At 63.7% G+C, this 23609-nt stretch carries 16 protein-coding genes; 8 read left to right on the top strand and 8 right to left on the bottom strand.

Going from position 1 to position 23609, the window contains the following annotated elements:
* Positions 1-29 precede the first annotated feature (29 nt).
* The gene (locus L8F97_RS02345; RefSeq protein ID WP_409928999.1) at positions 30-3419 is read right to left on the bottom strand and encodes a TonB-dependent receptor; all 3390 of its coding nucleotides are present in this window, start codon (positions 3417-3419) and stop codon (positions 30-32) included.
* 317 nt (positions 3420-3736) lie between these two features.
* On the opposite strand from L8F97_RS02345, the gene L8F97_RS02350 reads away from it, so the two are divergent.
* From L8F97_RS02350 to L8F97_RS02365, 4 genes are read left to right on the top strand one after another with little or no spacing between them, the layout of a single operon-like run.
* On the top strand, positions 3737-5257 hold the full coding sequence (locus tag L8F97_RS02350) for a tryptophan halogenase family protein (protein WP_277924683.1): 1521 nt from the start codon (positions 3737-3739) through the stop codon (positions 5255-5257).
* Positions 5254-6726, top strand: coding sequence for a tryptophan halogenase family protein (locus L8F97_RS02355; protein WP_242146385.1), 1473 nt, complete (start codon positions 5254-5256; stop codon positions 6724-6726). The genes L8F97_RS02350 and L8F97_RS02355 overlap by 4 nt, the downstream gene beginning before the upstream one ends.
* Positions 6723-8342, top strand: a complete 1620-nt coding sequence (locus tag L8F97_RS02360; RefSeq protein WP_242146386.1) for a tryptophan halogenase family protein — start codon at positions 6723-6725, stop codon at positions 8340-8342. The genes L8F97_RS02355 and L8F97_RS02360 overlap by 4 nt, the downstream gene beginning before the upstream one ends.
* 28 nt (positions 8343-8370) lie before the next feature.
* Positions 8371-9393 (top strand): cupin-like domain-containing protein, encoded by a 1023-nt coding sequence (locus L8F97_RS02365; RefSeq protein ID WP_242146387.1) that lies wholly within the window; start codon positions 8371-8373, stop codon positions 9391-9393.
* A gap of 22 nt (positions 9394-9415) precedes the next feature.
* Here L8F97_RS02365 and L8F97_RS02370 read toward each other — a convergent pair whose 3' ends face one another.
* Positions 9416-10423 (bottom strand): cupin-like domain-containing protein, encoded by a 1008-nt coding sequence (locus tag L8F97_RS02370; RefSeq protein ID WP_242146388.1) that lies wholly within the window; start codon positions 10421-10423, stop codon positions 9416-9418.
* Between the two features lie 199 nt (positions 10424-10622).
* Between L8F97_RS02370 and L8F97_RS02375 the strand changes: the two genes are divergently transcribed.
* The gene (locus L8F97_RS02375) at positions 10623-11576 is read left to right on the top strand and encodes a polysaccharide deacetylase family protein (RefSeq protein WP_242146389.1); all 954 of its coding nucleotides are present in this window, start codon (positions 10623-10625) and stop codon (positions 11574-11576) included.
* A gap of 216 nt (positions 11577-11792) precedes the next feature.
* Here the strand turns inward: L8F97_RS02375 and L8F97_RS02380 are convergent, their stop codons facing one another.
* The 4 genes from L8F97_RS02380 to L8F97_RS02395 form a co-directional block, all read right to left on the bottom strand.
* Positions 11793-12101, bottom strand: a complete 309-nt coding sequence (locus tag L8F97_RS02380; protein WP_242146390.1) for a hypothetical protein — start codon at positions 12099-12101, stop codon at positions 11793-11795.
* 100 nt (positions 12102-12201) lie between these two features.
* Complete coding sequence (locus L8F97_RS02385; RefSeq protein WP_242147107.1) at positions 12202-13800, bottom strand: efflux transporter outer membrane subunit; 1599 nt, start codon at positions 13798-13800, stop codon at positions 12202-12204.
* A gap of 6 nt (positions 13801-13806) precedes the next feature.
* Entirely contained in the window at positions 13807-17013 is a 3207-nt protein-coding gene (locus L8F97_RS02390; protein WP_242146391.1) for an efflux RND transporter permease subunit, read from the bottom strand.
* A 6-nt stretch (positions 17014-17019) separates the two neighbouring features.
* Positions 17020-18207: an efflux RND transporter periplasmic adaptor subunit gene (locus L8F97_RS02395; protein WP_242146392.1), complete on the bottom strand. Its 1188-nt coding sequence runs from the start codon at positions 18205-18207 to the stop codon at positions 17020-17022.
* Positions 18208-18347: 140 nt separating this feature from the next.
* On the opposite strand from L8F97_RS02395, the gene L8F97_RS02400 reads away from it, so the two are divergent.
* Positions 18348-18902: a TetR/AcrR family transcriptional regulator gene (locus L8F97_RS02400; RefSeq protein ID WP_409929000.1), complete on the top strand. Its 555-nt coding sequence runs from the start codon at positions 18348-18350 to the stop codon at positions 18900-18902.
* A gap of 144 nt (positions 18903-19046) precedes the next feature.
* On the opposite strand, the gene L8F97_RS02405 is transcribed toward L8F97_RS02400, so the two are convergent.
* Positions 19047-19208: a DUF6771 family protein gene (locus tag L8F97_RS02405; protein ID WP_242146394.1), complete on the bottom strand. Its 162-nt coding sequence runs from the start codon at positions 19206-19208 to the stop codon at positions 19047-19049.
* Positions 19209-19638: 430 nt separating this feature from the next.
* Between L8F97_RS02405 and L8F97_RS02410 the strand changes: the two genes are divergently transcribed.
* Positions 19639-20082 (top strand): DUF3237 domain-containing protein, encoded by a 444-nt coding sequence (locus L8F97_RS02410; RefSeq protein ID WP_242146395.1) that lies wholly within the window; start codon positions 19639-19641, stop codon positions 20080-20082.
* Positions 20083-20453: 371 nt separating this feature from the next.
* On the opposite strand, the gene L8F97_RS02415 is transcribed toward L8F97_RS02410, so the two are convergent.
* Entirely contained in the window at positions 20454-21161 is a 708-nt protein-coding gene (locus L8F97_RS02415) for a dienelactone hydrolase family protein (protein ID WP_242146396.1), read from the bottom strand.
* Positions 21162-21471: 310 nt separating this feature from the next.
* On the opposite strand from L8F97_RS02415, the gene L8F97_RS02420 reads away from it, so the two are divergent.
* Positions 21472-23553, top strand: a complete 2082-nt coding sequence (locus L8F97_RS02420; protein ID WP_242146397.1) for a hypothetical protein — start codon at positions 21472-21474, stop codon at positions 23551-23553.
* Positions 23554-23609 lie beyond the last annotated feature (56 nt).

A 23609-nucleotide genomic window follows, 5' to 3' on the forward strand; every position in this document is an offset into this window, starting at 1 on the left:
GGCCCGGCGCATGCGCCGGGGCCGGGATCTCAGAAGTTGCCGCGCAGGATGAACGAGAAGCGGCGGTCGTTGACGAAGTAGGACCGCGGGGCAAGTACGTTGGGATCACCGCTATACGCCTGCAAGGTCTTCGTTACAGAGTTGGTGAGGTTCACCCCCTGCACGCCGATCTTCACGTATTTGTTGATGTTGATGAACGCCGAGGCATCGAGCTGACCGGACGCATCCTGGAAGATCGACGTGTATGGATAGATGACATCCGCCGCCGTCAGCAGGTAGCTGGAGCGCCAGTTGTAGGCCGCGCGGATGGAGATCGGACCCTTTTCGTAGAACAGCGTGGCGTTCACATTGTGTTTGGACAGCCCTTCCAGCGGCAAGCTGCCGGTCTTGGTCTGCGCCGCGACGTTCGTCACCGGTGATCCGCCGTTCAGGAAGGAGTTCGGCAAGCCGTTGCTCTGAATGAACGTATAGTTGCCGGTGAAGCCGAAACCGCTCAGGAAGCCCGGAAGGAAATTGAAGGTCTGCTGGTAAGCGACCTCCGCTCCCTTCACCTTGCCGTGTCCGCTGTAGTTCGCCGGGCCCCGCGTCAGCAAGTCGAACGTCTGCCCGTTGCTGGTGAGCGGCAGGCTGACCAGCGACTGGTAGAAGAAGCCGGTGATGTCCTTGTAGAACACGTCCGCCGTCAACGACCCGACCCGCGAGAAGTACCACTCCGCCGTGGCGTCGAACTGCCACGCCGTTGCAGGCTTCAGGTAAGGGTTGCCGACCTGGCTCTGGAAGTTGCCGTTTCCATCGATCGAGATCTGCTGGAAATTGCGCACCAGATTGGTGTCCGGCCGCGTCAGCACCTTCGATCCTGCGAAGCGCACCAGAAGTTGCGGTGTCAGACCGACCTTCAAGTTGAAGCTCGGCAGCCAGTAGGTGTATTTGTTGGTTGCCTGGCCGAGAACGATCGTCGGGTTCGGAGCGGCAAACTGCTGCAGGCGCGCATACCCTGCGGCTCCGAGCAGACAGACGCCACCCGGTGCAGCCGGAGCGTAGCCGGCCGGCAGGTTGGTCGCGGCCGCTGGAACGCAGCGGCTCTGGTAGCTGTCGGCGATCCCGAGGGTGGATTGGCTGGGAATGATGCTGCCGCCGAAATTATCCATGTCGGTGTGTACGAAGCGGACACCGATGTTGCCGGCAATGTCCAGACCCTGGACCAGCGTCTTGCTGTTGAACGACGCCATTGCGTAAGCGGCGCTGTCGCGCTGGTGCACACGCGTCACCTCGTTCGGCAGGTAAGGCGAATCCGCGCCGACGCCTGCGCGGAGAGCCGCGGGGGTCCACCGAGTCGACGGATTATCCTGGCTCGCAGCGCCGACCGCCTCAATCTGGTTGATGAACCCGACAGTCTTGTTGTAGCCGTCGATCATGTTGCCGTTGTAGTAATAGGCACCAGCCGGCCCCGGCGTCGCACCCCGGAAGAAATTGCTGAAGTTGTAGAAGCTCGCGTTGCCGCCGTTGACCTGGTTGATCGAAACCGGCGTGCCGGCCCAGACCTCGCTGAGCATGCCCCAATTGTACGCCGAGTACTTCACCGTCTGGTCGCGGTCGGCATATCGTGCGCCGAACCGGATCTTGTCGATGAAATCGCCGTCTACATCGTAGGTGAAGTCACCCTTGAACTGGAACTCCTTGCCACGGCTGTCTTCGAAATGGTCCATGGCTGCGCGCCAGAACTCTACGTTCGGATCGGCGAAATACTGCTGATCGTTTTCGCCGACGAGCGTCGGGTTGGCAGGCCCTGCCCAGCCGGCTGCCAGCGTCGCGGGCTTGTGCGACATGACCGTCGGCAGGTTGCCGGTGAGGTTCAGTTCTTGATCGGCATAGGTTTCGCCGAAAATGTTAAGTTGGCTGACCTGATGGTGCGATTCCGTGTAGTCGGCATCAAGCGCGATGTGCAGCCGCTCGGTCGGATGAAGCAGCGCGTTCAAGCCATAGTCGTTGACCGTGTTCTGCTCGTAGGTCTGGCCGCGTGACAGCGAAATCGGCGCGCCCCCGGTCGGGATGAACGTCTCCATCGGCGTGCCGCTGAGGCTGCTGCGATAGCCGGTACCCGGCGTGGTGATGTACCCGCTCTGGAACAGTCCGTTGCTGTCATACTTGTAGTTGGTGAACTGACCGACCGGACACTGCGCGCGCACGGTCCCTGAATTTACGTCGGCCGGGTTGGTCAGCGGGCCAGCATTGTTCTGCTGGCAGCCGATCGGATAGGTGCTGTACTCGGACAGGTCCGGAGCCGCCTCGAACGTATGCTCGTCCGACAGGTTGGTCGTGTGCGAGCGGATATACTGACCCGTCAGCAGGAAGCGGCCGTCGTTGGTTTCGTATTGAGCAGCCAGCGCGATACCGTCACGCTTGCGGTCGAAATCCTGCGTACGATACTGGCCGCCGAGAGGCGAATAGAGGCCAGCCATCGGATCTGCGAAGCCATCTGCACCCGCCGTCGAGGCGGCACCGCACGCGGAGTTAGCTGCCGGCAACGTCGTCGTATCGCCATTACCCGGCAGCGGATTGCGGCAGATCGTGGTGCCGCCCTGACTCTGGTATGTGACCAGAGTGTTGTCGCGCGCCTGAAAATTGGTGATCTGCAGGCCGTCGGCGCGGCTGCGCACACGCGAATAGGAAACGTCGCCGAGCAGGCCGAACGTGCCGATGCCGGTATTCCAGGTGTCGCTGATCAGGATAGACCCGGTCGGCGCCCACTTCTTCTGCAGGTCACCGTAGCTGCCTTCGGCGTCAACACCGACATGCAGGCCCTTGTTGTCAAAAGGCTTGCGTGTGTTGAGGTTGACGGTGCCGGCAAGACCGCCCTCGATTGAGGCGGCGGTGACGTTCTTGTACACCTCGACGGATCCGAGCAGTTCGGCGGGCACGTCGGAGAAGTTGATCGACTGACCGCCAATACCGGCGGAGAAAGCATCACGGCCGTTGAATTCGGAGCGGACGAAGTTGAGGCCGCGGATCACGACACCCGAGCCTTCGACCGAGAAGTGATCGGGATCGTTGGACGCCGCGAAGCGGCTGATCGACACACCCGGGACGCGCTGAAGCGCCTCGGTCACCGACCGGTCCGGCAGCGCGCCAATGTCCTGCGCGGTGATCGCATCCACGACCGTGTCGGAGTTACGTTTGATATTCTGCGCGTTCGCCAGGCTCTGGCGGATGCCGGTTACGACGATGTCGTCGTCTGACGCTTTGCCGCCACTCGACAGCGGGGCGGCCTGCGGATCGGAACTCGATGCTTCGGTAGAAGACAGCGTCGTGCCGGACGAACCCGCGGTCCCCTGCCCAGCAACCGCCCCCGTAGGAGACGTCTGATTAGCGGGGTCGGCGTTCGTCTGCGCGTGCGCAGTGCCGGCAATGGCGACGCACAGCGCCGTGGCAGACGCACCGTGAAGGAAGCGAACGAAGTGGCGAACAGCAGTTGTAGATGGCGCAATACGGCGCATTGAGAACCCCTCCCTAGAAGTCGACGCTGTTATCGCGCCTGATCATTTGTTACCCGCCGGACCCACCCGATCCGGCCCGATTATGTTTGCGGTAACATTTCTGAGAAATCAAACACAAAGTTTCGACCTTTGTGACAATCCGGCAACGCTGTTGTAACAATCCGCCTGCGGTTGACGTCGCGCCGTGAATAAGGGAGCAGTCGCCCGGAGCGCACGTCTGAGGCGTCTCGTGGAGAGCAGCAATGCCGGTGCCGGCGGAGTCGAAGGTTCAGGTTGTGGTCGTGGGTGGAGGGACTGCCGGCTGGATGACCGCTGCCGCTCTCACCCGCCTGCTACCCCATCATTGCTCGATCAGGCTGGTCGAATCGGAAGCGATTGGCGTGGTCGGCGTCGGTGAAGCGACGTTGCCGCACATCCGCGCGTTCAATGAACGTCTCGGCATCGATGAAGCGGATTTCATGGCGCGCACCCGCGCGACCTTCAAGCTCGGCATTGAGTTCCGTGATTGGGGGCGGATCGGCGACAGCTATATTCATCCATTCGGCACTTTCGGGCGCGGAACCGGCGCAGTCGACTTCCAGCATTACTGGACGCGGTTGTTGCGTGAGGGTGCGGCGCTCCCGTCGCTCGATACAGTGTCCTACGCGTGCGCACTGGCGCGGAGTGGCAAGTTCGATCATCCGACAACAGACCGGGCGTCGCTTTTGAGCACCTTCGGTTACGCTTATCAGTTCGACGCGCTGTTGTTCGCGCCGTATTTGCGCAAGATCGCCGAAGAAGGTGGCGCCGTTCGTACCGAGGGCAGGATTGCCACCGTCGAGCGCGACAGCGAGACTGGCGATATCACCGCAGTCGTCCTCGACGACGGTGATCGGATTGCCGGCGATCTGTTCGTGGACTGCTCGGGTTTTCGCTCGCTGCTGCTCGGCGACACGCTGGAGGAGCCGTTCGTCGACTGGTCGCGGTGGCTGCCAACCGACCGCGCGGTGGCCATGCCGTGCCGCACCCATACCGCCGTGACGCCATATACGAGTGCGATCGCGATGCCGGCGGGCTGGCGGTGGCGGATTCCACTGCAACACCGCACCGGCAACGGCTACGTCTACGCAAGCGCCTTCGTGTCGGACGACGATGCTCGCCGCGCCTTGGAATCCGCTGTGGAGGGCGAGGCGTTGGCTGCGCCACGCATCTTGCGGTTCAAAGCGGGGCGGCGGCGGCGCAGCTGGGTCGGCAATTGTGTTGCGATCGGCCTCGCCAGCGGCTTCCTGGAGCCGCTGGAGTCCACCAGCATCTATTTCGTCCAGCAGGCGATCACCACATTGATCGAGCTATTCCCGCAACGCGCTATTGCCGCCAGCGACCGGGACGAATTCAACCGTATCATCGACCTGGAATATGATCGAATCCGCGACTTTTTGATCCTTCACTATCATGCGACCACCCGCGACGACTCGCCGTTTTGGGATCATGTTCGCACCATGACGGTGCCGGACAGCCTGTCTGAGAAACTCGACCTGTGGCGCACGCGGGGCCGGCTTGTGAAATACCGCGAGGGCGTGTTCCTGGATCCAAGCTGGGTGGCGGTCTATCTTGGGCAAGGCATCGTACCGGAAGGATGGGATCCGCGGGTCGACTCGATGGCTACCGACGTTCTGCTGCGCAATCTGGAGACACTGCGCAACGATATCGGCGGCGATGTCGCCCGCCGCCCTGATCACCGCAGCTTCATCGAGCGGTATTGCGCCATGGCGCAGGCTGCATGATGCCTCAGCAGCGGCTCGGACGCGTGCTGGTGGCGGGAGGCGGCATCACGGGGTGGTGCGCCGCCGCCGCACTGAAACGCCGCGCCCCGTTTCTGGATGTGACTATCCTGTCGTGTGCGCCTTCGCGGCATGCGCTCGCCGACCGGATCGCATGTACCCTGCCCTCGCTCCTCGGCTTCCAGGAGGACCTCGGCATCGGCACGGCGGACGGCGTTGTCCGGGCCGGCAGCGGTTACCGACTTGGAACGCTTTTCACCGGCTGGTCGAGCGGAATGCCGGCTTATGTCCACGCCTACAGTCGGTACGGAGCGTCGCTGGGGGCCACCGCGTTCCACCATCATTGGCTTCGCGCCGCACAGGACGGTTTGGCGGTGGCGTTCGACGACCATTCCGCTGCGGCTGTCATGGCACGAGCCGACCGGTTCGCGCCGCCGACGCCGGGCACGCCCTTTGCCGACCATGAGTTCGGATTGACCTTGGATCTTGCGCGCCATGCGTTGATGCTTCGCGCGTTTGCGCTTCACGTCGGCGTTCATGAAATCACGGGCGAGATCGGTGGCGTTTCGCTGGACGCGGCCGGGGCGATCGCGTCGGTAGCCCTCACCGCCGGCCCTTCGCTCCATGCCGATCTGTTCGTCGATGCCACCGGCCCCGAGGCGACGTTGCGCAATGCGATTGACGATGAACGGGACGATTGGAGCGCTTGGCTGCCATGCGACCGAGTGCTGATCTCCAGAACGCATGACGAACCGATGGTCCTTACCACCATCACCGCGCACGAAGCCGGTTGGCGCTGGGCTAGTGGCGTGCAGGGCGGTTTCGCCTATGCCTCCCGCGCGATCAGCGATGGTAAGGCGGCCCGCGTGCTGCGAAATGCGACCGGAACCACAGCGGACGAACCGATCCACGTGCGCGCGGGCACGCGGCGGCAGCCATGGCGTGCCAACTGTGTCGCGATTGGCGATGCGGCGACGGAGATCGAACCGCTCGAATGGTGCAACCTGCATCTTGCGCTGAGCGCGATAGACCGGTTGATCACGATGCTGCCCGGGCGTGTCGCTGCCCCGGTTGAAATAGCAGAGTTCAATCGCCAGACGCTAGCCGAAGCCGAGCGGGTCCGCGATTTCCTCGTTATGCATTACCGAACCGCCCGGCGCGGCGAGCCGTTGTGGCGCGACATCGCCGCTGTCGAACCTCCCGCCAGTCTTTCCCATACTCTCGCGCAGTTCGCCGAACGGGGCCGCCTTCCCTTTTATGAGGAAGAGACGTTCGCACGGGACAGTTGGGTCGCGGTGCTGATCGGCCAGGGGTTCCTGCCACGCCGAATGGACCCGCTGGTTTCCGGCATCCCTGAAGCGAGCGCGCGGGCCGCGATGTCGCGCCACGCGGCCATGATCGCTGCCGAGGTTCCGAAAGTCCCGACCCACGCCGCCTACCGCGCGGCCGAGATAAGAAACTTGACCCGATGAACGAGCATTCGATCCGCCGTGTTGTCATCGTCGGGGGCGGCACCGCCGGCTGGATGGCCGCCGCCGCCTTCGCCCGCTTTCTCAACAACGGCTATACGCAGGTGACGCTGATCGAGTCGGAGGAGATCGGCACCGTCGGCGTCGGCGAGGCGACGATCCCGCCGCTGATCAATTTCAACCAGATGCTCGGGCTGAATGAAAACGCGTTCCTCGCCGCGACGGCGGGAACGTTCAAGCTGGGGATTGAATTCGTCGACTGGGGAGCAGTCGGGGAACGGTATTTTCACCCCTTCGGGAAATTCGGCCACGACTTGCAGGGAATTCACTTCCACCAACTGTGGCTGCGCGAGAAGGCGCGGCGGCCGATCGAAGATATCTCGGCGTGGTCGATGAGCGCGATGGCGGCGGCGCACGGCACGTTCGGCCGCGCCGCCGAAGACGCGCGGTCCCCGGTACGCGATCTCTTCTACGCCTTCCATTTCGACGCATCGCTCTACGCGCGCGTCCTGCGCGACTATGCCGAAAAAGGCGGCGTAAACCGCGTCGAGGGCAAGATCGCCGCGGTCGATCAACGTCCCGAGGACGGCTATGTAACCGCCGTGGCACTTGAAAACGGGCAACGGATCGAAGGCGATCTGTTCATCGACTGCTCGGGCTTCCGCGGGTTGCTGATCGAAGAAACGCTGCAGACCGGCTACGAAAGCTACGCGCACTGGCTGCCGTGCGACCGCGCCGTAGCGGTCCCGTGCACGCTGCCCAATCCGGCCGAGCCTGACCCGTTCACCCGCTCGACCGCGCATCAGGCGGGCTGGCAGTGGCGTATCCCGCTCCAGCACCGGATGGGCAACGGACTGGTTTATTGCAGCCAATATCTCAACGACAATGCCGCCGAGGCGCAGTTGCTGGCAAACCTCGAAGGCGAGCCGCTCGCCCCGCCGCGCCGGCTGCGTTTCACCGCCGGTCGCCGCCGCCAGTTCTGGAACCGCAACGTAGTGGCGCTTGGCCTGTCGAGCGGGTTTATCGAGCCGCTGGAATCGACAAGCATCCATCTCGTGCAGGCGGCGATTCAACGGCTCCTCGCGCTGTTCCCGGACAAGCGGTTCGACCCGGCGGAACGGGACGAGTTCAACCGGCAGATGCGCGATCTGTACGAGGACATCCGCGACTTCATCATCCTCCATTACAAGGCGACGCGGCGCAATGATTCGCCGTTCTGGGATCAGGTGCGCACGATGGACATACCTGACAGCCTGCAACGCAAGATCGACCTGTTCACGGGCAAGGGCCGGGTGTTCCGGGAAGGTTACGACCTGTTCACCGACCCGAGCTGGATCGCCGTCTTCATGGGTCAGGGTATCGTTCCGCGAAGCTGGGAGCCGGCCGCGGATGCGCTGGACGAGCAGAAGGTCGCGGTCGCGCTCGAACAGATGCGGCGCGGCTATGCGGATACCGCGCAGCGCCTGCCGACGCACGGTGATTTTCTCAGGCGAACCGCCCTGTCGCCGCTGGCGGCACCAGTGCCCGCCTCCACCCCTACTGCGGCGGAAGACGTCCCGTTCTTCGCCTTCACCGCGGAATCGCCTTTCGACGTAAACGGCGGCGGTTCTCCATTGTGAGCGGCCCGCGCGCAGCCGTGAGGGCGCGATGACGAGCACCCCCCGCCCCGCGCCGATCGCGGAGGTGCACGGCATCGACCGCGCCCGGTTCGATGCCGAAGTTCGCGCTTCCGCTCAGCCGGTGATCCTGCGCGGTCTGGCCGACGACTGGCCTGCGGTCCGCGCGGCACGCCGATCGGATGAGGCGCTGGTCAAACACCTCAAGACCTTCAGCCATGCCGAGCCGGTAGGCGCGATCGTCGGCGCACCCGAAATCGACGGGCGGTTTTTCTACGAGCCCGATCTTACCGCACTCAACTTCACGCGTGGCCGCTCGCAACTCGACCCCTTTCTGGATCGGTTGCTGCGCGACCGGAGCGCCGCGCGCCCTTATGCGATGGCGGTCCAGTCGATCCCTGCGCCGGACCTGTTGCCGGGCTTCGTAGCGGAACATCCGATGACGCTGCTGGATGACAGCGTTGTTCCGCGCCTCTGGCTCGGCAACGCGATCCGCGTGGCGACGCATTACGACCTGATGGAGAACATCGCCGTGGTCGTCGCCGGGCGCCGCCGCTTCACGCTGTTCCCGCCCGACCAGGTCGCAAACCTCTACATGGGCCCCTACGAACTGACCCCGGCCGGGACGCCGGTCAGCATGGTCGATCCGGATGCGCCAGACTTGGATCGCTATCCGCGCTTTGCCGAGGCGCTGGCGCATGCGAGCGAGGCAACGCTGGAGCCGGGCGATGCGCTCTACATCCCGTTCCACTGGTGGCATGCGGTTGCCTCGCTCTCCCCGGTCAACGTGCTGTGCAACTATTGGTGGAACCCGGCGCCGCAAGGTCTGCCGAATCCTTATGACGCATTGCTGCTTGGGCTATATGCGCTGCGCACGTTGCCGGACGACCAGCGTCGGGCGTGGCAGGCGATGTTCGACCATTTCGTGTTCCAGTCGCACGGTGATCCGTCCGAACATCTGCCGCCGCAGGTTCGGGGCGTGCTGGGTCAAGCCGACCGGACCGGCCTGGAGCGCATGCGTACGACGCTATTGCAGAGCCTTGGCCGGGCGTGACTGCGCGGCCTCGGGGTGTACGCTACCGTTGCAGCATCCGGATGAGGAACTGGCGGATCTTGCCCGTGCGCTCGGCACTCTGCGCACCAAGGATGCCCCGCGCTGACGCTGGAAGATGATCCCCAGCTCTGGCCGCGTCCGGCGCGAAGACGAGATGATCGTACCAACTGCGCCAGGCCGCCTTTTCCGCGGCCGGAAGATCGCGCACCGCCTCGATGGCGTGGACGAGCGCCACAAACGCGGCGCCGGAGCGATGTTCCCACCAGTAATTGACCAACACGTTGAGGCGGTCGAAGGCGCGAACATGATGCCACCAGGTCGGTGGAATGAAGATCGCGTCGCCCGGATCGAGTTCGGCAACCTGCGCATGCGCCATCGCCTCGGCGAAGCGCGGGTAGCGATCCAGATCCGGCGCATCGGGATCGACCATGCTCGACGGCGGCCCGGCCATCGTGTTGTCGAGCGGTCCGACATACAGGTTGGCGAGCTGCTCTGGCGGGAAAAGCGTGAAGCGGCGCCGGCCTGCGACGACACAGGCGATGTTGATCGACGTGTCGTAGTGCGTCGCGATCCGCGTTGCGTTGCCGATCCACAGTCGCGCCGGCGCACCGATGCCAAGCCCCAGCGGATTCGCATCCTCCCAGCCGGGCAGATGCTCGGGTGCCGTCGCCGCATTCGCATACAGCGTGTGTGGGCGCTCCGCAGCATCCTCGGAGAAGCGCAGCAGTTCGGCGACCAGCGTGCCGATCGGAACTTGCTGGCGATGGAAGTTGAACCCGCTCAGCGTGTCGTCTGCGTAGAAGAAACGCCCGTTCGCTTGCGGTGGCGCGATCAGCACTTCAAGCGGCCTGCCTCCGGAGCCGAACCCTGCGAGGTAACCCGCCATCGCACGATCGCCGTCTCGGCCGCTAGCGACCGCCGGCCAATGATCGACCTGGCCGCGCAGGACGACCGGCTGGAAGGTATTGACCACCTCCCGCGCAAAGGTCGCCGCGTCGACCGCCGAGCGTTCGGAAATCGGTGTAGTCACAGGATGGGCGCCGCGAACATCGTCCGCCACGCTAGCTGGATGTGACGCAAAGCAACAGTGGCTCAGCGCGATCAGCCCGCATTTCGCCGTACCGACGTTTAACGGTGCGGATTGACAGGATGCGCCCGGTACAGTGTGATACCGTTAACATTATCGCTATCGCATCCACGGAAGATAGTCGAAGCAGCAGGAGAGTTTTATGCGCGGGTGGACAATTCCGGTTGTGACGGCGCTGGCGCTTTTGGCTGGATGGGGTGTGGCCGCACCGCTCAGCAATGCCGCACCACGACCATCGATTCAGCATAAGTTACCTGCCCGCCCGCTTATCGCGCTGACGTTCGACGACTTGCCTGCGCATGGCCCATTACCTCAGGGGGGCGACCGGCTCGTAATCGGCAAGACCATCATCGCCGCGCTCGCCGCGCATCATGCGCCGGCGTTCGGCTTTATGAACGCGAGCTTCGGCGCAGGCGATCCCAATGCGCCGAAAGTGCTTGCCGCCTGGCGTGCAGCCGGGCTGCCGATCGGCAATCACACGTTCGGCCATGTCAATCTCGACACAGTAGGAGCAGACGCCTTCCTGGCGGACGTGGCGCGCAACGAACCAGCGCTGTCGGCGGTCGCGGGTGGCGCCGACTGGCACTGGTTCCGCTACCCGTTTCTTGTCGAGGGGCAGTCGGACACGGTGCGCGAGGCTGTGCGCGCTGGGCTGCGCGACCGTGGGTATCGCATTGCCGCCGTCACGATGAGCTTTGGCGATTACGCCTGGAACGATGCCTTCGCGCGCTGCACCGCGCACCATGACGAGCCGGCGATCGCCGCACTGGAAACGAGCTACCTCGCAGCAGCGCGCACCCAGGCACAACGATCCCGCGATCTCGCACAGGCGGCGCTCGGCCATGATATCCCGTACGTCCTGCTGATGCATCTCGGCGCGTTCGACGCCCGGATGCTGCCACGACTGCTGAACCTGTACGAGCAGATGGGCTTCGGCTTCACGACTTTGCCCGCGGCGGAAGCTGACCCCTTCTATCGCGCGGCCCGCGATCTGACGATCCCAGGGCCGACAGCGACCCTGGAAGCAGCGGCGCGTGCAAAGAACTTGCCCATCCCTGCCAACGCGCCGGTTCCGGCTGCCTCCGTGTGCGCATGATGGCGCGCGGCTCATATTCACATCGGGATCGTTGGATCAACGCCAAGAGCGGTCATGCGTAACCCCAGCCATATCAACAACACGTCGCGCGTGAAACGATGCGCCATGTCGAAGCATCGGTAACGCCCGAGGGTGAAACCCTCCGCACATGGTCAGCCGAGTCCGTGCGATCACACGCGGATGTGTCACTTCACTCGGCCGTCGCCTTGCTCCCGATCACTCTTGCGGTGCGCCGAACGACAGTTCTTCCGCTGAGCCGACTTCCTGATCGCCGGCGAACAGTCGGTCCAATCGGCTTCGCACGTCGCGTCGATAGTTTTTCGATGCCATGGCGCGCGTCGCCGACACCGAAACCTGATCGGCGATCGCGTCCTTGATCCGCTCGAGCGCGGCCTCCTCAAGCACGTTCGCGCGGCGCAGTTCGATACACAGCTGCACAAGGCCGATCGCCGTCGCGTGGGCGCGCAGCTCGACGTTGGTAAGCTCCCAGTGCAGCCGTTTCTGCTGGTCGTAAGACGTTGACATACTGTTTCCCTCTCCAGCGCGATCGTAGGCGCTGAAGAGCAGTTTACGCCACCCCTGGCATGCAACTCAAGCGCAGAGGCTTCTTACCGGCAGGCCCGGCTTACCGTCTGAGAGGGTCGCGGGCAGCAGGATCATCCCCTTCGAGTCCACCGCCCAACGAGCGGTACAGTTCGACGAGATTACTCTCTCTGTTCAGCCGTGTGGTGACCAGTTGCTGCTGCGCGGCATAGGCGGTGCGCTGGGAATCGAGCGTGTTGAGGAAGGATTCCACGCCGGCGCGATAGCGCGCATCCGAAATCCGCAGGGCTGCTGTCGCGGCATTTACGCGCGCAGTCTGCGCCGACACCTGCTCATCAATCGTGCCGCGTTGCGCGAGGGCATCAGCAACCTCGCGAAACGCGGTCTGCACTGCCCGCTCGTACGTCGCGACCGCAGCCTGCTGTTGCGCTTCGGCGGATCGTAGATTGCCGCGTCGGCGCCCCCCATCGAAGATCGGCAACGCGATCGACGGGGCACCGGTATATGTGAAGCTGCCACCAGCGAAGAGGCCGCTGAGCGCAGTGCTGATCGTGCCGACCGTCGCGGTAAGCGAGATGGTTGGGAACAACGCTGCGCGCGCCGCGCCGATATTGGCGTTCTGCGCGACCAGCTGGTGCTCGGCCTGCAACACGTCGGGCCGGCGCAACAGCACGTCAGAGGAGATACCGCCCGGAAGCACATTGAGAGCGGAATCACCGCTGCCAAGCCCCTGTGGAAGCAAGTCGGGTCCGATCGGCGCCCCGACCAGAAGGTCAAGCGCGTTCTTGTCCTGTGCCAGCCGCGTCTTCAGCACCGCAATGTCGTTGCGGGCGGTCTGGTAGGTGGTTTCCGCCTGCCGCGCTTCGAGCTCCGAAGCGACACCGATGCGGAACTGCGCACGCGTCAATTCGAGCGACTGCTGGAATGACGTCAGCGATTGCTGCGAGATCCTGAGTTGGTCCTGATCGGACGCGAACGTCATCCACGCCGTCGCAATCTCGGCGATCAGGCTGATGCGCGTGGCGCGTTGCGCGGCCTCGGTCGCGAAATACTGTTCCAGCGCGGCGCGGCTGAGATTGCGCACCCGCCCGAACAAATCCACCTCGTATGCGGACACGCCGGCGTTCAGCGAGTAAAACTGAAGATCGGACGATCCCGACCCAATCGCCGCGCCAGTTCCGACGCCGGCCCCGGTCCCGGTCCCTGCACCGGTCCCGGTACCAACTCCGGTACCGGTGCCCGTGCCCGTGCCCGTGCCCGTGCCAACCCCGGTACCCGTTCCGGTTCCCGCCCCGCCACTCGCGGCCCCGCCCAACGCGCCGGCCGCACCTTGGACGTTGTTGGTGTACGTCGCCGAACCGGACAACGCCACGGTCGGTAACAGATCGGCACGCTGGATCCGATACTGTGCGCGCGCCTGTAGCACGTTCGCCGCTGCGATACGAAGATCGCGGTTATTCTCCAGACCCAGCGCAATCGTGCTGCGAAGGCGATCGTCGGTAAAGAACGCGCGCCAGCCGATCTTGGTGACGTCGGGCGCGTCGGTTTCCGCTGCGGGGTAGACACCCCCGGCCGGCAGTGCCGCGGGTACTTCACCGACAGGGCGGACATATTTCGGCGCCAAGTTACAACCGGCGAGCGCAGTGGCCGCAAGCAGGCCGAGGATGCATTTGCTCTTCATCACAACTCAGGCTCCCTGCGGGGTGGGGGTCGCCCCACGCTCGCCGTCATCATGCCGTCCGTCATCACCGTGCCGGCGGTCCGCTACGTCGTCTTTTGTCTGATCGCCTTTGTGGAACAGGCTCAGCACCACCACAAAGAACATCGGCACGAAGAAGATCGCGAGGATCGTCGCCGACAGCATGCCGCCGACCACCGCGCGACCGATCGCATTCTGTCCGCCCGCACCCGCGCCGTTCGCGATCGCCAGCGGGAACACGCCGAAGATGAACGCGAGACTGGTCATCAGGATCGGCCGCAGCCGCAGCTTCGCCGCCTCGATCGCCGCGTCGAACGGCGCCAACCCCTCACGCATCTTCTCCTCGGCGAATTCAACGATCAGGATCGCGTTCTTCGCCGACACGCCAATCGTGGTGATGAGACCGACCTGAAGGTAGATGTCATTGTTCAGTCCGGTGAGGAACGCCGCCAGCAGCGCGCCAACGACGCCCAGCGGCACCACCAGCATCACCGAGATCGGCACCGACCAGCTTTCGTACAGCGCGGCAAGGCAGAGGAACACGATCAGTAGAGACAGACCGTAGAGCGCCGGCGCCTGACCACCCGAAAGCTGCTCCTCGTAGCTGAGCCCGGTCCAGTCGAGCCGTGTGCCCGGCGGGAGCTTGGCCTGCATGTCCTGCATCGCCTTGAGGGCCGCGCCCGACGAGACGCCGGGTGCCGGCGCGCCGAGGATCTCCATTGAAGGCTGACCGTTGTAGCGAGTCAACTGCATCGGCCCCTGCCGCCAGGAGAGGTTGGAGAAGGCGGTGAACGGCGCCATGGTGCCACTCGATCCGCGCACGAACAGATCGCCAAGATCCTCAGGTGCCATGCGATAGGGCGCATCGGCCTGGATGTAGACCCGCTTGACGCGGCCACGGTCGATGAAGTCGTTGACATAGGCACCGCCCCACGCGGTCGAGATGGTGTTGTTCACCGTTGCGAGATCGAGCCCGAGTGCACCTGCCTTGTCCTGGTCGATATCGACCTTGAGCTGCGGCGCATCGTCCAGCGCGTTCGGACGGACGCCGACCAGCGACTTGTTCTGCGATGCCATGCCGAGCAACTGGTTGCGCGCGGCCAGCAGCTTGGCATGGCCAAGCCCGCCCTCGTCGACCAGCTGGAGGTCGAAGCCGGTCGCATTGCCCAGCTCCTGCACAGCCGGCGGGATGACCGCGAAGATCAGCCCGTCCTTGTAGCTCGAGAACACGCCCATTGCGCGCGCAACCACAGCTTGCGCCTTGTTCTTGGCGCCCGGACGATCCTTCCATTCCTTCATCGGCATGAAAGCGATGCCGGTATTCTGCCCGGTACCCGCAAAGCTGAAGCCATTGATGGTGTACACACCGCGGATCGCGTCGCCGGCATCGCGCAGGAAGTGGTCGCGGACCAGGTCCAGCCCCTTCTGGGTGCGTGCGGTGGTGGATCCTGCCGGCCCCTGCACCAGCGCGATCATCACACCCTGGTCCTCATCGGGCAGGAACCCGGTCGGCAGGCGCGCGAACAGGAGCACCATACCCGCGATGATCAACGCATAGGCGATCAGCGAACGGCCCCAGCGGCGCGTGGTCGAGCGTACACCGGTTTCATAGCGTGCCCGGCCCCGGTCGAATTTATCATTGAACCAGCGGAAGAACTTCGCGAGCGGCCCCGTGCCCGCGTGCTTGTTCGGATCATGCGGTTTCAGGATCGTCGCACACAATGCCGGCGTCAGGATCAACGCGACTGCGATCGACAGCACCATCGCCGAGACGATCGTGATCGAGAACTGACGGTAGATCACGCCGGTCGATCCGCCGAAGAACGCCATCGGCAGGAACACAGCCGACAGCACTAGCGCGATGCCGATCAACGCGCCGGTGATCTCGTCCATCGATTTACGCGCCGCTTCCTTCGGCGACAGATGCTCGGTCGTTATCAATCGCTCGACGTTCTCCACGACGACGATCGCGTCGTCGACGAGCAGACCGATCGCCAGCACCATGCCGAACAGCGTGAGCGTGTTGATCGAATAGCCAAACGCGGCGAGCACCGCGAACGTGCCGGTCAGAACCACCGGCACCGCAATGGTCGGGATCAGCGTCGCGCGAAAATTCTGGAGGAACAGGAACATGACGAGGAAGACGAGGACGACCGCCTCGAACAACGTCTCGATCACCTGTTCGATCGAGAGGCGAACGAACGGCGACGTATCGTACGGGAAGATGACCTTCACGTCGGGCGGAAACTGCTTGGCGAGTTCGGTAACCCGCTCCTTGACCGCGACGACCGTGTTGAGCGCGTTGGCCCCCGGCGCCAGCTTGACCGCGATGCCGGAGGCGGGCTTCCCGTTCCACTCCGCGGAGAAGCCGTAATTCTCGGCGCCGATCGCGACGCGCGCGACATCACCCAGCCGCACAACGGACCCATCGGTGTTCGTCTTCAGTCGGATCTTCGCGAATTCCGCCGGCGAGGTCAGCCGCGACGAGACGGAGACCGTCGCGTTCAGCATCTGCTCCTTGGGGGCGGGCTGCGCGCCGATCTGCCCGGCCGATATCTGCGCGTTCTGCGCCGTCACCGCGTTGGTCACGTCGGTCATGGTAAGCGCGTAATTGTTGAGCTTCAGCGGGTCGACCCAGATGCGCATCGCATATTGCGACCCGAAGATCTGCGTGTCGCCGACGCCGGTCACGCGGGCGAGCGGGTCCTGAATCTTGGAGGCGACGATATCGGCGAGATCGTCGGCGTCGTGCTGGCCATTTTCGGAATACAGGCCGACGAAGAGCAGGATGTTCTGCGTGGCCTTGGCGACGATGATGCCCTGGCGCTGCACTTCCTGCGGCAACAGCGGCGTCGCCGCCTGCAACTTGTTCTGGACCTGGACCTGCGCGATATCAGGATTCGTGCCCTGTTCGAACGTGATCGTGATCGTGACCGTGCCGGCCGACGACGACGATGACGAGAAATAGCGCAGGTGGTCGAGGCCCTTGAGCTGCTGCTCGATGATCTGCGTGGTCGTATTTTCGAGGGTCTGCGCGTCGGCACCTGGATAGGTCGCGGTTATCGATACGGCGGGCGGCGCGATCGCCGGGAATTGTGCGATCGGCAACGTGCGGACCGCCAGCAGACCGGCGATGACGATCATCACCGCCAGCACATAGGCGAAGATCGGGCGATCGATGAAATAGCGTGACATGGCTGTTTATTTCGCCTGCGTCTTGGCCGCACCCGCTGGCGGCTGCACAGCCGCGGGCTTGGCATTGGGATCCCACGGCTTGCCCTGTACGGGCATACCGGGACGCAGCAGCATGCCGCCTTCGACGATGATCTTGTCGCCGGGCTTCAGCCCGCCCGTCACGATCCAGTTGTCGCCGCTGGTGCGGTTGGACTGTATCGAACGCACCTCGACCTTGTTGCCCGCACCGATGACCATGACGGTCGGCTCGCCCTTCTCGTCGCGGCTGACTGCGCGCTGCGGAACGAGCATTGCGTTGGCCCGAGTTCCCTCCGCCAAGGACGCACGGACGAACATGCCCGGCAGAAGCAGGCCGTTGGGATTCGGGAACAACGCGCGGATGATCTGCGACCCAGTCGTCGGGTCGACCGTGACGTCGGCGAAGCGCAGCGTCCCCGTCGACCCATAGTCGCTGCCGTCTTCCAGCTTCAGCGTGACCTTTGCATTGCCGTCGCGGGTCAACTGCCCGCTGATGATCTGTTGGCGCAGCTTCAGCAGGTCGGCACTCGACTCCTGAATGTCGACGTAGACCGGGTCGATCCGCTGGATCGTTGCCAGCGGGTTCGCCTGCGATGCGGATACCAGTGCGCCGGTGGTGAACAGCGAGCGGCCGATCCGGCCGGTGATCGGCGCGCGAATAGTAGTGCGGCCAAGGTCGATCTGCGCTGTCCGAAGCGCCGCCTGCTGCGCGGCTACATCGGCCCGCGCCTGCGCCGCGCTGGTCTGCGCATTCTCATATTCCTGGCGGGCGATCGCGTTGATCTTGACCAGTTCGCCGTACCGGCGGGCAAGCGCCGCGCTGGATGCGATACCCGACTGGGCGCGGGTCAACGCGGCGCGGGCACTGGCGACCTGCGCCTGATACGGCGACGGATCGATCCGGTACAACGGCTGCCCCTTGTGGACCACATCCCCTTCGACGAACAGCCGGTCGAGCACCAGCCCGTTTACCTGCGGCCGCACCTCCGACGTCTCGAACGCGGTCGTGCGGCCGGGCAACTCCGTGGTCAGCGTCACCGGCGCCTCGCGCGCAACGACATAGCCGACGCTGGGTGGGCCTTGCGGAGCCTGCTGCTGCTTGCCACCGCCACACGCCGAAAGGGCGAGCAAAGCGCTGGATGCCAACACACAGCTCATCAGCCGCTTGGAGACCATAGAATTTCCCGCTTGAAAAAAAGAAAGAGAGCGATCACTCACGAATGCAGCCGTTAGTCGCGTCGTGCGCATGCGTCAACAAGCTCCAGAAAGGCCGTGAATTGCCGTTTGCCGAATGCCTCTCGTTAACACGTGCTGAGTTGCGTCGGCAAAACATCAAACAGGTCGCGCGAAGATTGTTCGTGGAACATGGCTTCCATCGGACAGGTATCGCATTGATCGCAAAGACTTCTGGCGTCGCGGTTCAACAATTGTATCGAGACTTCCCCGCCAAAGAAGACATCATTGCTGCGATCGTAGAAGAGGATTGTGGCAGATTTGCGAATCTGGCCGCTCTTGAACTGGCATTAGCGCAAGAGGATCGAGAAGCAGTACGGAACTGGCTGATTTCGGCAGTAACAAGGTGCGATCCTGAAGGAGATCGCCTGTTTCTCGAAATCGCCGCCGAAGCCGCACGTAATGAACGCATTCGATCTATTTTTTCAAATGTTCGAACCGCAATGATTTCGAATATGAGCAGGGCGTTTGCTGGCTTGACAGGCCATTCGGTTGCGCTCGACCATCATCGGATGCTTGCGGAGTCGCTACTTATTGCTTCGATGGGTTCGGTATGTGTCCGGGCCCTGCACGGCTACGAGTCTCCTGACTCAAGCATCAAATTAATATCCTGCCTGATCGACGGAGAAGTGCGGTAAGGCTCACGTCATGCGTGATTGCCGAAAGCCGCTGCCTTCGAAAAACAGCCGATTACGAAAAGAGCGTGCGGCAGATTAAGTTTTGCCAAGCGATCAGCGCCCGCAAAGCTTTACAGACGCAAATGACGCGTATGCGCAATCACCTCAGTTCCTGCCAGCCTCCGTCAAGGCGTTCGTGATCATGGCGGCGATCGTCTCCTCGGCGCGCGCGCGAGTGCTCTGATCCTTGGAGGTGAGGTCGTGCCGCACCCATTCCGGGAGCCGTGCGATAACTGCCATCGTGGTAGCTTGGAGTGTCTCGTTCATCACGCACGCTATGCAATCATATGGCTCGACGCAGCAACTATGAAGACTGTCCTGCGCGGTCATAAAACCTGACTGGTGCACAACGGCAACAATTGCGTGACGCGACGAGGAAGCGCCCCTTCCCACCGGCTGGATCATTACCGGCTTCCCGGTTGTACAAGCGGTTCCTGGCCTGAGCGACCAGCGTGGGGCTGCCGCGCAGTGCCGGCGTGGATGTAAGACAACGTGTCAACTGAAGCTTGCGACCCCTTCACGGTCGCCCTAGGGCATGGCAGCGATAGCGTGTGTTATGACGCACAATGGGGGCAATATGTATGCGCCGAATGATCAATGAGGCGCGGGCCGCTCTTTTGTCGATCTGATGCCCACCTCCAGCATACCACTCCCTGCAGAAACGTCCGCGCAAAGGCTGGCACCGCAAGCGCCCGCCTTGACACACGTATTCTCGATCCGCGCCGAGCTTATGCCGCCGGTCGAGCAAGGCGTCGTTGACGGCATGCGCAAAAGGTTCATCGCGATCAGCGGCGGCCGCGTCGATGGACCGCGTTTGCAGGGCGTCGTTCTGGCGGGTGGCGGCGACTGGCAGACGATTGATCCGACCGGCCGCACCGAAGTCTACGCGCGCTACGCGTTGAAGGCCGGGGACGGGACGGTGATCGATGTCAGCAACCCTGGTGTTCGGACAGCGTCGCCAGAGGTGACGGACCAGCTCGTCCGGGGTGAACCGGTCGAAGAAGGCGCCTATTATTTCCGGACCAGCCCGCGCTTCGATGTTGCGGCGGGCCGACACGAATGGCTTCGACGCAGCGTGTTCGTCGGGCGCGGCATACGCAAACCGAATCACGTCGAGATACATATCTTCGCTGTCGGATGACGGTGCAACGCATCTGTGACGATCGTGTTTTTTGCACCGTCACAGGCAGGCGGCAAAATAGGTCTAACGCTGTTGTCCGCCGCAGCAATGCGGGTCGAGTCGCATGTCTGCGGTGCGATCCATGCGATGCTCTCCTCCTGCCAACCAGGCGCGTGCCACCGCCACCAAAGGCCATTTCCGCTATGGGAAGTCTGTAATCAAATTGGCACGTTCGGGCTCCGCGTCCTGGACGCAAGCCAGCAGTTGCCGCAAATTCGACTGTTACGGGCTCTGCGGTGACGACGGCGCCGAGATCGGCATCGGTCTTGCGCGCTTGCGGCACTGTTGATGCGGCCGGAGCCGATCTCTCGTAGTGCTCCCGTGCGTCACGATCACCCAAGGGCGCGGCGGTAGAGTTCCAGCGTCATGGTCATGGCTTGGAGGAACAACGCGGGATCGTAGCGCGGCCCCTCATCCCGCAGGAAGGCATGCTGCGCGTTGAACTCGTGCCACGTGTAGCGGGCCCCGACCTCTTCAAGCCGCGCGCGGATGCGCTCCCGCCCGGCGAACGGTACGTGCGGATCTTGTCGGCCCCAAACAAACATCGCCTCCGCTCGAAGCTCCGCCATGCGGGCCAGGCTGTCGTCATGGGAGCCCTCACCGAGTGTTCCCGAATGGATGTCGGTTGCGTAGAAGCAGGCGGCGGCCGACACACGTGGGTCAAGCGCCGCGCGGTAAGCGAGATGCCCGCCAAGGCAGACGCCGAAGGTCGCCAGCCGACCATCACAGGCTGGGTGCTCCGCCAGCGCGGTCAGCCCCGCTTTGGCATCGGCATCATAGGCATCGATCGATTTGGAAAATTTGAGCGCATTGCCGCGTTCGGTGCCGGCCGAGTCGTATTGCAACACCGTGCCCGCCGGCTCGTACTCGTGATACACTTCCGGCACGGCGACAACATAGCCGTTACCGGCCAGCATCGCCGCGAGCCGTCGGATGGGGGACGTGACCTGGTAGATTTCCGAAAACAGCAAGACACCGGGGAAACACCCGTCAATCGCCGGCCTGGCGATATGCATCCGCATCGCCTGCCCTTCGCCCATGATTACGTCCTGCGTTTCATCGCTGCGTAGGATCAACTGCCGCTCTCCGCCTTCGAAGTATCGGCAGCGCGTGCTATTTCAGGGAACCACCGTCAAGCGGCAGCGACTATCGGCATCTAATCACCAATGCGTGGGGCGCCAAACCGCACCGGACGCGGCGAAAAGCTCGGTGAGGTAACAGAACAGCGCACCGAAGCCGACCAATCGCTGAACCTGCCACCGCACCGCCAGGAGGATCGGCTTCTTGTAACGCTCCAGCTCTGCTGCCGGTGGACAATATGTCTCTGATTGCTGCTAAGGCGCACGCGGTATGTCCCGGAACGATCGCCGCCCCTTCTTCATCCTTCTTGCGTTGGTCGCGGTGGCGCTGGTCGCGGCCGGACTCTGGCTGATGCTGGCGCTCGGTTGGTTCAGGACGAAGCCGACGCCGTTTGGTTGGCCGGTCTCGCTCACCATCATGGCGGGAGACGGTAACAGCGGCGATGCGGACGGCGTGGGCAAAACGGCACGCTTTGGCGACCCATTCGGAATCGCGATCGACTCCCGCGGCGCACTGTACGTGGCCGATGCGGGAGCAATCGGCCGCATCCGGCGGATTGATCGAGATGGCACGGTTACGACGCTACCGGGCAAATTCGATAGCCCCTCCGGCTTGGCGCTCGATCGTGCAGGCGATATTCTGGTCGCCGATACCGCCGCCAACACCGTGCGCAAGATCAGCCCGGATGGTATCGTGAGCACGCTGGCGGGAGACGGAACCGCCGGGTATCGCGACGGCGCAGCAAGACAGGCACGTTTCAACGGTCCGATCGGGCTCACGACTGACGCCAAGGGGAACGTCTATGTCGCGGATACTTACAACGATCGTATTCGCGTCATCACCACCGATGGCCAGGTGCGGACGCTCGCGGGTCAGGCGGCACCAGGCCTTGCGGATGGACCGGGCGCATCGGCGGCGTTCGATACACCGACCGGCATCGCACTGGACCGCGAAGGCATGCTGCTGGTCGCGGACAGCGGCAATCACGCAATCCGGCGGGTGACGCCGAACGGCGACGTCCTGACGCTCGCTCGCACCGACGCCGATGATGGTGCCGATCTGCTGAATGGTGTGGTCGGTCTGGCACCCACGTGGGACGGCTTCATCTATGCCGCTTCCTACAAACGGGGGCGGATCGTACAGGTATCGCCGTCGGGTGCACTCCGCGTGCTGACCGGGCCAGGAGCATTGCCCGCCGGCAATGCCGCCGTCCGCTTCGTCGGTCCTGCCGGAGTCGCGATCGACAAGGCAGGCACGCTCTACGTTGCCGACGCTTCGGCGCGCCTGGTTGCAAAGCTAGGCCCGCGACGCACCAATGCGGGGCCCGTCGCCACGGCATTTCCGCTCGTCCCGGCACCGACCCTAATTCATGCGCGGGCGGTTCCATGGCCCGTCGCACCGCAGATGAGCTGGCACGAAGTGGTCGGCGATCTCGGCGAAGTACGCGGCAATTATACGGGTGAGAGCCGTGATCACCTTCACGCCGGCCTCGACGTTAGTGCTCCACCGGGACAAATGGTGCTCGCCGCCGCTGCCGAGACGGTGCGAGATCCGCTGCCGACCTCCGATTTCGATGGCTTGACCGAAAGTCTGCGGATCGACGCGATGACGTACATCCACATGCGTGTCGGCCGCTCCGCGAACGGCGGCCCGCTTGACCCCGCGCATTTCGAACTGCTGCGCGATGCGTCGGGGCGCGTCACTCGCGTCCGGGTCAAGCGTGGTACCCGCTTTGAGGTCGGGGATCCGCTCGGCACGATCAATCGTATGGCGCATGTCCATCTTGAACTCGGCGTGCCTCGCGGCAAGGTCAATGCGCTGCTGCTGCACTTCCCCGGCTTCGCCGACCACGTCGCGCCACATATCGACGGTGTACAACTCTTCGACGGCGCGGGCATGCGCCTGACCGCGCGGCAGGACGGCCGCGTTGTCGTGCCCGCGACCGCTGGTCCGATCAGCATCGTCGCCGACGCCTGGGATCAGGTGGACGGCAACGCGGCGCGTCGCCGCCTCGGACTATATGCCGCAGGCTATCAGATCCTCACTGCCGGTGGGACGCCAATGCCCGGTTTCGAGCAGCCTCGCATCACCATCGAATTTGACCGCATGCCCACCGCGCCGGATGCCGCGAAGATCGCCTATGCCCCCGCTAGTGGAGATACCGTGCACAGCGAGCAACGAACACGCTTTTTATACGTCGTATCCAACGTCATCCGGCACGGCCACGCCGAACGGGTCGGCTGGAACCCCGCGACTTTGCCACATGGTCACTACACCATCCGGATCTATGCCGCCGATCATGCCGGCAATGTCGCTGCGACCGGTCGGGATCTTCCCGTCACGATCCAGTGATGCGGATCGCATTTTGGACGCGGCAACGAAACCCTTAGCCAGTCTCAAAGCGCAGC

Source organism: Sphingomonas sp. BAUL-RG-20F-R05-02 (assembly GCF_022662305.1).
In the GTDB taxonomy this organism is placed as follows: domain Bacteria; phylum Pseudomonadota; class Alphaproteobacteria; order Sphingomonadales; family Sphingomonadaceae; genus Sphingomonas.